Annotated in this window: 7 protein-coding genes; 1 reads left to right on the plus strand and 6 read right to left on the minus strand. The window is 68.7% G+C overall.

Annotated features, from left to right (window positions below; translation table 11 throughout):
* Window positions 1-103: 103 nt before the first annotated feature.
* The 3 genes from ABT08_RS04605 to ABT08_RS04615 all read right to left on the minus strand — a co-directional run bounded on the left by ABT08_RS04605 (window position 104) and on the right by ABT08_RS04615 (window position 2,236).
* Complete coding sequence (locus ABT08_RS04605; RefSeq protein WP_045246821.1) at window positions 104-781, minus strand: hypothetical protein; 678 nt, start codon at window positions 779-781, stop codon at window positions 104-106.
* Window positions 782-846: 65 nt separating this feature from the next.
* On the minus strand, window positions 847-1,248 hold the full coding sequence (locus ABT08_RS04610) for a DUF6121 family protein (RefSeq protein ID WP_288114099.1): 402 nt from the start codon (window positions 1,246-1,248) through the stop codon (window positions 847-849).
* Window positions 1,249-1,267: 19 nt separating this feature from the next.
* Window positions 1,268-2,236, minus strand: coding sequence for a hypothetical protein (locus tag ABT08_RS04615; RefSeq protein WP_056207479.1), 969 nt, complete (start codon window positions 2,234-2,236; stop codon window positions 1,268-1,270).
* A gap of 164 nt (window positions 2,237-2,400) precedes the next feature.
* On the opposite strand from ABT08_RS04615, the gene ABT08_RS04620 reads away from it, so the two are divergent.
* A complete protein-coding gene (locus ABT08_RS04620; RefSeq protein WP_056519053.1) occupies window positions 2,401-3,012 on the plus strand; it encodes a hypothetical protein in 612 nt (203 codons plus the stop codon).
* A gap of 42 nt (window positions 3,013-3,054) precedes the next feature.
* Here ABT08_RS04620 and ABT08_RS04625 read toward each other — a convergent pair whose 3' ends face one another.
* The 3 genes from ABT08_RS04625 to rpoB all read right to left on the minus strand — a co-directional run bounded on the left by ABT08_RS04625 (window position 3,055) and on the right by rpoB (window position 11,221).
* Window positions 3,055-3,654: a hypothetical protein gene (locus tag ABT08_RS04625; RefSeq protein ID WP_288114100.1), complete on the minus strand. Its 600-nt coding sequence runs from the start codon at window positions 3,652-3,654 to the stop codon at window positions 3,055-3,057.
* Window positions 3,655-3,806: 152 nt separating this feature from the next.
* Window positions 3,807-7,682, minus strand: coding sequence for a DNA-directed RNA polymerase subunit beta' (rpoC, locus tag ABT08_RS04630; protein ID WP_288114101.1), 3,876 nt, complete (start codon window positions 7,680-7,682; stop codon window positions 3,807-3,809).
* 41 nt (window positions 7,683-7,723) lie between these two features.
* Window positions 7,724-11,221: a DNA-directed RNA polymerase subunit beta gene (gene rpoB, locus ABT08_RS04635; protein ID WP_045246825.1), complete on the minus strand. Its 3,498-nt coding sequence runs from the start codon at window positions 11,219-11,221 to the stop codon at window positions 7,724-7,726.
* Window positions 11,222-11,623 lie beyond the last annotated feature (402 nt).

Genomic DNA, 11,623 nt, shown 5'->3' on the forward strand with positions numbered 1-11,623 from the left:
GGTCACGCGAAGCGGTGTGGGTGGTGTGGTGCGCCCCGGAGCCCGCTCATGCTAACAAAGCGATAGGTCGCCCCCGGACGCTTGACACGGCGTTGTGGATGGCTCAGACGAGCGGGGTGGTGCCCCCGGCATCCGAATCGGGATCGGCCCAGAACGGGGCGTCGAGGGTGCGGGTGAGCTCCTCGAGCATCAGCGCGATCTGCGGCTCGACGTACTCGGCGACCGCGGCCTGGATGCGGATGCGATGGTGCAGAAGGATGCTGCACACCTCGCGGCCGACCATGTTCGCGTAGTCGTCGGCGAGGCCGACCTCCTGTCGAAGCGCGGCCTTGGCCTCGTCCGAGAGAGGCGGCAGGCTCGGGACATCCCCGTCGGCCTCGGCGGCAAGCCCCGCGATCGTGAACAGGAACGGCATCCCCGGAACGGGGTCGGGGTCCAGCGGCATGCCCTCGAACTCGGGCTCGAGCCCCTCGGTCGGGCGGTAGGTGCGCTCCCGGTTGCGGGCGGCCTGCTGGTCGAGTTCGGCGTTCAGCAGCGGCAGGTTCTTGGCCGTGTAGTCGGCGACCGCGTGATCGACGATCGCCTTGACCCGGGTCGACAGCCCGTGCTGCACGCCGTGCGGCACGTCCGAGCCGAGACCCGCGGCCGACAGCACCGGCGATCCGAAGCAGCGTCGGCACGGTGCGGACCGACCCCGATGCGTCGCCGGCTCCCACCGCGGCAGCCAGCGCAGCCAGGCGTCCACCGCCTGGCTGACCTGTGTCTCGAGCGAACGCTCCACAGGAGAACACGGTAGTGCGCCCGACGCCCACGGTCACGGGGCGCGCGGTGCGGCATCCGATCTGGTCAGCCGCGACGGGGAGTGAACACCCGTACCGACAGCGCGGCGAGCGCCGCCGCGCCCGCCACGACGATTCCGGGCCAGGATGCCGCGGCCCGCCCGACGGCCGACAACGCCACCGCCGGATCGCTCGAGGCGACGAGCACCCCCGCACCGAGAACCACCACGTAGGAGAGGAAGGCCGCCGCGACGGCGGCCGGCACCGCCACGACCGCTCGCCCGGGCGGAAGGATCACGAGCGCCAGGGCGCCCGCTGCCGCCACGACCGCCAACGCTCCCGGCACCGGTCCGACGCCGCCTGCCGACACCACGTCGACATCGGTCAGCAGCGTGCCGAAGCCGAACCCGCAGACCACCAGCGCCACGAACAGCACCGTGGCCATCGCGACCACGAGGCGCCGCGGCATCCGATCGCTCCGGCGGCGATCAGGCCTGGTGCACGAGCTGGGGACCCGCCTCGAGCGTGCGCTCGTACTCGGCCTGCGCCTCCTCGTTCAGCGCGGTGATGCGACGTCCGCGGGCCGCGACCCACGCCGCGAACCAGATGGTCAGCTCACGACCGGCGATGAATGCGACGACCGAGAGGGGCGTGAGCACGTTGGCCTCGGCGAGCGTGAGGGTCTGGCGTGCCGTCAGCTGCCAGAACGGCGCATCGATGAGCGCACCCAGCACGACGCCGGCCCACGCGGCCACGCCGACGAGGATGCCGAAGATCACCCACAGTCCCCAGCGGGCGCGGTTGAGGATCGCCCCGAGGAACCAGAATGCGACGAAGAACGCGGCGATCGGCAGCCAGAACGACCAGCTCGGCAGCAGCGCCAAGGCGGCGGTGCCGACATTGCCGAAGTCGACGGTGCGGTCGACGAAACCGCTGATGAGCGTGGCGACGGCCAGCACCACGCCGAACGCGACAGCCGCGATCAGACCGATGCCACCGGCGGCGGCGCGGTTGCCGCGCGGAAGCGGCGCTTCGGGCGCCTGCACGAAGATCGGGCTCGGCGCGTAGGCGACGGTCGGCGGCTGCTCAGCGAGTGTCGTGGTCTCGGCGGAGTACGCGGCTGCCGGAACATAGGCGGGTTCGGGCGCCGCGGCTGCGGCGGCGACGACCTCGGGACGCTCGTACCACGGGGTCGAGTCCGATGCCGCGGTCTCGGCGACCGGCGCGGGTTCGATGAAGACGGGCTCGGCGGCGGGTTCGACCACGACGGGCTCAGCGGCGACCGGCTCGGCGACGACCGGCTCGACCACGACCGGCTCGGCTGTCGCAGGGGTGTCGGCGGCCGACGCCGGGGCGGCCTCGACGACCGGCGCGGCCTCGGGCGCCGTCTCCACGGAGGCGTCGGAGACCGGCCGCTCCGGTGCGGCGTCGGTGTCCTTCGGGGTGGCGTCGCTCATCAGACCTTGCTCCTCACGCGGACGTGCGTCCGCAAAGCGAGGGTACCGCCGCACCCGCGCGACGCGCCGGAACCACACACCTCCCACGCCACACCGCGACACGATCCGGCGACGGTCCGGGTGTGACGGGCCGAGAGGCGGATGCCGCGGGTTACCCTCCCAGCATGCCCACCCGCCGTCTGCCCGCCGTCGCCCTCCTGCTCGCGGCCGGACTCGCCCTGGCGGGCTGCGGCAGCTACACCGCACCGCCGCGTGCCGTCACGCCGTCACCCGAGGGCTCGAGCGCGACACCGACCGCCGGCGCGACGCCGACGCCGGCGGCATCCGCTCTGGTCACCCCGAGTCCCGAGCCGTCCGCCACCCCCATCGCGATCCCCACCGACTGCCGGTCTCTGCTCACCGCCGACGTGCTGACCCAGCTCGGCAAGACTCCCCTCAACGACCCGGCCGTCGGCGGCGGAGTGCAGGCCGACGGATCGCTCGTGTGCAACTGGCGGGACCCGAAATCGGACACCACCGGCATCAGCACCCGCATCTCGAAGCTCTCGCAGAGCGACGCGGCCACCCTGTTCGCCACGCTGCAGGTCGACCAGAAGTTCGACTGCTACCCCGAGAACGGCGGCTCACGCTGCGGCAAGACCTGGAAGGACGCCACCTACCCCGTCATGGACGGGCGCACGGTGTTCTGGAAGGACGGCGTGCTGCTCGACACCCTCTGGTCGAACCTCGCCCCCACCGGGTATACCGCCGCGATCGTCGCGCACCTCTGGGGCTGACCGCCCCCTCCCACCCGCCGGCGGGGATGCCGCGGCATCCGCTCACTTCGGCCAGATCTTCGCCGCGAATGCCTCGGTGTAGCCGAGCGGCCGCCAGTTCGTGAAGGTCGTCGACAGCCACGTCTGCCCCTCGATGACGTCGTCCTCGGTGACCGCCCCGATCGTGCGGGTGCAGCGGGTGCCCTGACCGAACGGCACGCACTGGAATCCGGTGCTCCCCAGTGCCGCGGTCGCCACCTGCTCGGCACCCACGGTCACCGTCGAGATCGACGTCACGATCTTCTCGGTCCCACCCGGGCCCGTGAACGCGCACGAGAGCTGCACCTGCGGCGAGAGTGCGCCCACGAGGTCCTTCGCCGCGCTCGTCGGTGCATCTTTGGCCTCCACCAGCTGCACGCCCCGACGCAGCGCCACCGACTGCCACAGCGCATCGCCCAGATACGGCCCGCATCCCGTCGTCGGCAGGGCAGCCTCGGTCGCATCGACCGTCGGCGACGTCGTCGGACGCGACTGGCCGAGCAGCTGCGACACGAACCCCGCGCCGAACGGCAACGCCGGCAGCGCCAGCACGAGCAGCGCGAGCACCACGGCCACCGACAGCAGCCCGATGATCCACGCGATGACCTCGTTGCGTCCACCCACCCGCGCCATCCGCACCTCCCGCCCCCACGGTACGGACCCCGCGGCCGACACGCCGGAAACGGCGCGCGGCGGATGCACCCGGAAACGCCGAAGCGCCCCGGCACGAGCCGGGGCGCTTCGGTCGAGACGGATGCCGCGGCATCCGCTCACTCTCAGTTGTAGGTACCGGGAGCGATGTCGTCCGTCGAGAAGCTGTCGTAGTCGACGTAGGTGAAGTCGGCGTCGCTGTACGCGCCGTCCGACGCGAAGATGCGATTGGGGTACCGCTCGCTCTTCGCCTCCTCCGTGGCCTCCACCGTGACGTTCCGGTACTTCGACAGACCGGTTCCCGCGGGGATGAGCTTTCCGATGATGACGTTCTCCTTGAGACCGACCAGCGGGTCGCGCTTGCCCTCCATGGCGGCCTGCGTGAGCACGCGGGTCGTCTCCTGGAACGACGCGGCCGACAGCCACGACTCCGTCGCGAGCGACGCCTTCGTGATACCCATCAGCTCAGGACGGCCCGACGCGGGACGCTTGCCCTCCGACACCGACTCGCGGTTGATGTCGATGAAGCGACGCGAGTCGACGAGCTCACCCGGCAGGAGTCCGGTGTCGCCGTGGTCGACCACGGTGACCTTGCGGAGCATCTGACGCACGATGACCTCGATGTGCTTGTCGTGGATCGGCACACCCTGCGAGCGGTACACGCCCTGCACACCGCCGACGAGGTACTTCTGCACCTCGCGGGCGCCCTGCACGCGCATGATCTCCTTCGGGTCGAGCGTGCCGACCTGCAGCGGCTGACCGACGGTCACGTGCTGGCCGTCCTCGACCAGGAGCGTCGCGCGCTTGAGCACCGGGTAGACATGCGGCTCGTCGCCGCTGTCGGGCGTCAGGATGACCTTCTTCTGCTTCTCGGTCTCCTCGATCGTGATGCGACCGTCGGACTCGGCGATCGGCGACGCGCCCTTGGGGGTACGCGCCTCGAACAGCTCCTGGACACGCGGCAGACCCTGCGTGATGTCCTCGGCCGATGCCGAACCACCGGTGTGGAACGTACGCATCGTCAGCTGCGTGCCGGGCTCACCGATCGACTGGGCCGCGATGATGCCGACCGCCTCGCCGATGTCGACGACCTTGCCGGTCGCGAGCGAACGGCCGTAGCACTTCGCGCAGACACCGACGGCCGAGTCGCAGGTGAGCACCGAGCGCACCTTGATGGCGGTGACGCCCGCCTCGACCAGGCTGTTGATGAGCACGTCGCCCACGTCGGAGCCGGCCGGGGCCAGCACCTCACCCGACTCCGAGACCGCGTCGGCGGCCAGAGTGCGGGCGAACACCGAGTTCTCGACGTTCGGGTCCTTGATGAGGACGCCGTCGGCGCCGACCGAGGCGATCGGCAGCTCGAGACCCTTGGTCGTGCCGCAGTCCTCCTCGCGGATGATGACGTCCTGCGAGACATCCACCAGACGACGGGTCAGGTAACCCGAGTCGGCGGTACGCAGAGCGGTGTCGGCCAGACCCTTACGGGCACCGTGCGTCGCGATGAAGTACTCCGCCACCGACAGACCCTCGCGGTACGAGGAGATGATCGGACGGGCGATGATCTCACCCTTCGGGTTGTTCACCAGACCACGCATACCCGCGATGTTGCGGATCTGCAGCCAGTTACCACGAGCACCCGAGGACACCATGCGGTTGATGGTGTTCTCGTCGGGGAAGTTGGCGCGCATCGCCTTCTGCACCTCGTCGGTGGCCTCGGTCCAGATCTTGATGAGCTCGGCGCGGCGCTCCGCGTCGGTCGTCAGACCCTTGTCGTACTGACCCTGCCCCTTCGCGGCCTGCTTCTCGTAGCCGGCGATGATCTCGGCCTTGTTCGGCGGGGTGAGAACGTCGCTCAGCGCCACCGTGACGCCCGAACGGGTCGCCCAGTAGAAGCCGGCGTCCTTGATGCGGTCGAGCGAAGCGGCCACCTCGACGCGCGGGTACTCCTCGGCCAGCTTGTTGACGATCTGCGACAGCTTGCCCTTGTCGGCCTGCTCGCGAACGAACGGGAAGCCCTTGGGGAGGGTGTCGTTGAAGATCGCCTGGCCGAGCGAGGCATCCAGCAGACCGTGGCGCTCGTAGCCCTCGGGCGCCTGGCCCTCGAGGAACGTCAGCCCCGGAACGCGGATGCGCACCTTCGCCTGGATGTCGAGCGTGCCCTCGTCCTTCGCGAGGATCGCCTCGCCGACCGAGCCGAACACGCGACCCTCACCGGCGGCGCCCTCCTTGACCGTGGTCAGGTGGTGCAGGCCGATGATCATGTCCTGCGAGGGCAGGGTCACCGGGCGGCCGTCCGACGGCTTGAGGATGTTGTTCGAGGCGAGCATCAGGATGCGGGCCTCGGCCTGGGCCTCGACCGACAGCGGCAGGTGCACGGCCATCTGGTCACCGTCGAAGTCCGCGTTGAAGGCGGCGCACACGAGCGGGTGGAGCTGGATGGCCTTGCCCTCGACGAGCTGCGGCTCGAACGCCTGGATGCCCAGACGGTGGAGCGTGGGGGCACGGTTCAGCAGCACCGGGCGCTCGCGGATGATCTCCTCGAGCACGTCCCAGACCTCGGGACGCGTGCGCTCGACGGCGCGCTTGGCGGCCTTGATGTTCTGCGAGTGCTGCAGCTCGATGAGGCGCTTGATCACGAACGGCTTGAACAGCTCGAGCGCCATCTGCTTGGGCAGACCGCACTGGTGGAGCTTGAGCTGCGGGCCCACGATGATGACCGAACGGCCCGAGTAGTCCACGCGCTTGCCGAGCAGGTTCTGACGGAAGCGGCCCTGCTTGCCCTTGAGCATGTCGGACAGCGACTTCAGCGCACGGTTGCCCGTGCCCGTGACAGGACGACCACGACGACCGTTGTCGAACAGCGCGTCGACGGCCTCCTGCAGCATCCGCTTCTCGTTGTTCACGATGATCGTGGGCGCACCCAGGTCGATCAGGCGACGGAGACGGTTGTTGCGGTTGATCACGCGACGGTAGAGGTCGTTGAGATCGGATGTCGCGAAGCGGCCACCGTCGAGCTGCACCATCGGACGCAGCTCCGGCGGGATCACCGGAACGACGTCGAGCACCATGGCGGCCGGGCTCATGCCCGTCGACAGGAACGAGTTGACGACCTTCAGGCGCTTGATCGCGCGGATCTTGCGCTGGCCCTTGCCCTCGGCGATCTGCAGGTGCAGGTTGTCGGCCTCGGTCTGCAGGTCGAACTCCTCGAGGCGACGCTTGATCGCCTCGGCGCCCATGTGCGCCTCGAAGTACTGGCCGAAGCGGTCGTAGAGCTCGTTGAAGACCTCGTCCTCGCTCTTGAGCTGGCCGACGGCGAGCGTGCGGAACTCCTCCCACACGCGCTCGAGCTTGGCGATCTGCTCGTCCGCGTTCTTGCGGATCGTCGCCATGTCCTTCTCGGCGGCGTCCTTGACCTTCTTCTTCTGGTCGGCCTTCGCACCCTCGGCCTCGAGCGCGGCGAGCTCCTCCTCCAGCTTCGCGAGACGGGTCGCGATGCGGGAGTCACGACGATCGGCGATCGTCCTCAGCTCGTTGCGGATGTGGCCCTCGTGCGTGGGCAGGTCACGGTGACGAGCGTCTTCGTCGACCGAGATGACCATGTACGCGGCGAAGTAGATGACCTTCTCGAGGTCCTTCGGCGCCATGTCGAGCAGGTGCCCGAGACGCGAGGGAACGCCCTTGAAGTACCAGATGTGCGTGACCGGGGCGGCCAGCTCGATGTGGCCCATGCGCTCACGGCGCACGGAGCTCTTGGTGACCTCCACGCCGCAGCGCTCGCAGACGATGCCCTTGAAGCGCACGCGCTTGTACTTGCCGCAGGCGCACTCCCAGTCGCGGGAGGGGCCGAAGATCTGCTCGCCGAAGAGCCCGTCCTTCTCGGGCTTCAGCGTGCGGTAGTTGATGGTCTCGGGCTTCTTGACCTCACCGAAGGACCAACGACGGATGTCGTCGGCGGTGGCCAGGCCGATGCGAAGCTCATCGAAAGTTGTTGCGTCGAGCACGAATTCTCCTGTGTCGAAATTCAGTTCTTGCCTGGCCGGGTTCAGATCTCGTCGATCGACGAGGTCTCGAACCGGGTGGAGATGTTGATGCCGAGCTCCTCCGCCGCGCGGAAGGCGTCGTCATCCGTGTCGCGGAGGTTCACCGCCGTGCCGTCCGCCGAGAGCACCTCGACGTTCAGGCAGAGCGACTGCATCTCCTTCATGAGCACCTTGAACGACTCCGGGATGCCGGGCTCCTGGATGTTCTCGCCCTTGACGATCGCCTCGTAGACCTTCACGCGGCCGAGGATGTCGTCGGACTTGATGGTCAGGAGCTCCTGCAGCGCGTACGCGGCGCCGTAGGCCTCGAGGGCCCACACCTCCATCTCACCGAAGCGCTGGCCACCGAACTGCGCCTTACCACCCAGCGGCTGCTGCGTGATCATCGAGTAGGGGCCGGTCGAGCGGGCGTGGATCTTGTCGTCGACCAGGTGGTGCAGCTTCAGGATGTACATGTAGCCGACCGAGATGGGCGCCGGGAACGGCTCGCCGGAGCGGCCGTCGAACAGCGTGGTCTTGCCCGAGCGGTCGATGAGGCGGTCGCCGTCGCGCGTCGGGTTCGTCGAGTCGAGCAGACCCGCGATCTCCTCCTCGAACGCACCGTCGAACACGGGGGTCGCGACCTTCGTGTTCGGCGCGGCCTCGAACGCGGCCTTCGGCAGCTGGGCGGCCCACTCCGGGGTGCCCTCGACCTTCCAGCCCTGCTTCGCGATCCACCCGAGGTGGGTCTCGAGCACCTGGCCGAAGTTCATGCGGCCGGGGATGCCGAGCGGGTTCAGGATCACGTCGACCGGGGTGCCGTCGCGGAGGAACGGCATGTCCTCGACCGGGAGGATCTTCGCGATGACGCCCTTGTTGCCGTGGCGGCCCGCGAGCTTGTCGCCCTCGGTGATCTTGCGCTTCTGGGCGATGTAGACGACGACGCGGCGGTTGACGCCCGAGCCGAGCTCGTCGTCGCCCTCCTCGGCGTTGAACTCCTTGACCGCGATGATCGTGCCCTGCTCACCGTGAGGAACCTTGAGCGAGGTGTCGCGCACCTCGCGGCTCTTCTCGTTGAAGATGGCGCGCAGCAGGCGCTCCTCGGCGCTCAGCTCGGTCTCGCCCTTCGGCGTGACCTTGCCGACGAGGATGTCGCCGGGACGCACCTCGGCGCCGATGCGGATGATGCCGCGCTCGTCGAGGTCCTTCAGCAGGTCGGGGCTGACGTTGGGGAGGTCACGGGTGATCTCCTCCTTGCCGAGCTTCGTGTCGCGGGCGTCGACCTCGTACTCCTCGATGTGGATCGAGGAGAGGGTGTCGTCCTTCACAAGGTCCTGGCTGAGGATGATGGCGTCCTCGAAGTTGTGGCCCTCCCACGTCATGAACGCGACCAGCAGGTTCTTGCCGAGAGCGAGCTCGCCGTTCTCGGTGGCGGGGCCGTCGGCGATGACCTCGCCGGCCTCGATGCGCTCGCCGGCCGAGACGACCACGCGCTGGTTGTACGACGTGCCCTGGTTCGAGCGGTCGAACTTGCGCAGGAAGTAGTCCTGCGTGCCGCCCTCGTCGAGCTGGATGGTGACGACGTCGGCCGACACCTCGAGCACGACACCCGACTTCTGCGCGGTGACCACGTCACCGGCGTCGATGGCCGCGAAGCCCTCCATGCCGGTGCCGACCACGGGCGACTCGCTGCGCACGAGCGGCACGGCCTGGCGCTGCATGTTCGCACCCATGAGGGCGCGGTTGGCGTCGTCGTGCTCGAGGAACGGGATGAGCGAGGTCGCGACCGACACCATCTGGCGGGGCGAGACATCCATGTAACCGATCTCGTCGGCCGGGAACAGGTCGACCTCGCCGCCGTCGCCACGACGGGCGAGGACGCGGTCCTGCGAGAACGTGCCGTCGGCGTTCAGCGGGGTGCTGGCCGGGGCGACACGGAACTCGTTCTCCTCGCTGGCGGTGAGGTAGTCGATCTGCTCGGTGACGCGACCCGCGACGACCTTGCGGTACGGGGTCTCGATGAAGCCGAACGCGTTGATGCGGCCGAAGGTCGCCATACGGCCGATCAGACCGATGTTCGGGCCTTCCGGCGTCTCGATCGGGCACATGCGGCCGTAGTGCGAGGGGTGCACGTCGCGCACCTCGACGCCTGCGCGCTCACGCGACAGACCGCCGGGGCCGAGCGCCGACAGCGTGCGCTTGTGGGTCAGACCCGCGAGCGGGTTGTTCTGATCCATGAACTGCGACAGCTGCGACGTCCCGAAGAACTCCTTGATCGCGGCGACGACGGGGCGCACGTTGATCAGGGTCTGCGGGGTGATGGCCTCGATGTCCTGCGTGGTCATGCGCTCGCGGACGACACGCTCCATGCGGGACAGACCCGTGCGGACCTGGTTCTGGATCAGCTCGCCGACCGCGCGGATGCGACGGTTGCCGAAGTTGTCGATGTCGTCGACGTCGATGCGGATGTCGGCCGGCTTACCGGCGCGCACACCCTCGAAGGTCTTGTCGCCGCGGTGCAGTGCGACGAGGTACTTGATGGTCGCGACGATGTCGGCGACCGTGAGCACCGAGTCGGTGAGCGGCTTGTCGATGCCGAGCTTCTGGTTCAGCTTGTAGCGGCCGACCTTCGCGAGGTCGTAGCGCTTCGGCGAGAAGTAGAAGTTGTCGAGCAGCGCGCGAGCGGCCTCGGCGGCGACCTGCTCGCCCGGACGCAGCTTGCGGTAGATGTCGCGGAGCGCGTCTTCCTTGGTGAGGATGGTGTCCTTCGAGAGCGTCTCGGCGATCGAGTCGAAGCCGGCGAACTCGGTCAGGATGTCCTCGCTCGTGAGGCCCAGGGCCTTGAGGAAGACGGTGACCGACTGCTTGCGCTTGCGGTCGATGCGCACACCCACCTGGTCGCGCTTGTCGATCTCGAACTCGAGCCAGGCGCCGCGGCTGGGGATGACGCGCGCGGACACGATGTCCTTGTCGCTGGTCTTGTCGGCGACCTTGTCGAAGTAGACGCCCGGCGAGCGGACGAGCTGCGAGACGACGACGCGCTCGGTGCCGTTGATGATGAACGTGCCCTTGTCGGTCTGGAGCGGGAAGTCGCCCATGAAGACCGTCTGCGTCTTGATCTCACCGGTCTGGTGGTTCATGAACTCGGCCTCGACGTAGAGCGGGGCGGCGTAGGTCTTGCCGCGCTCCTTGCACTCCTCGATGGAGTACTTCTCGGGCTCGAGGTACGGGTTGGTGAAGCTCAGCTGCATCGTCTCGCTGAGGTCTTCGATCGGCGAGATCTCCTCGAAGATTTCGTCGAGGCCGCTGCGCTCGGGCACATCGGTGCGACCGGCGGCCTTGGCCTCGGCGACCCGCGCCTTCCAGGTGGTGTTGCCGACGAGCCAGTCGAACGACTCGGTCTGCAGCGCCAGCAGGTCGGGGACCGTCAGCGTGTCGTTGATCTTCGCGAACGAGAGGCGCGAAGCCGCGCGTCCGTTCTTGGGGGTGGTGGGGGCGGATGCGTTGGGCGCGGCAGCCAAGGGGTAACCTCCAGAGGCCCGATACGGGGCTCATCGTCCTTGTCGTCAGGTGGAGTGCTCTCTCCCCCGGTCTCGCACCGCACGCCGCTATCTGCGGGGGCACGAGCGCAGCAGCCGACCACCATATGAAGGCAGGGGGAGACAGAGCGCAACTACTGACTATACGTCGTTCTGGGCGACATGTCCAGCACGATTCTTGACGAGTTTCGGTTGCTGCGGTATAACCGCGCGTCGCTCCTCGGCGCGCCTCCCCCTCCCCGCCCGTCCTCCGCGCACCCTCGCACCTCACTCAATGCCGCGCGCCCTCCCAGCCCGCCCAATGCCGCGCGCTCCCGCGCCTCCTTCTCTGCCGCCCACCCACCCGACGCTCTCGAGGCGCTCTAGCGGCGCTCTCGCGGCGCT

Source organism: Microbacterium sp. SCN 71-21 (assembly GCF_001725695.1).
Lineage (GTDB): Bacteria > Actinomycetota > Actinomycetes > Actinomycetales > Microbacteriaceae > Microbacterium > Microbacterium ginsengisoli.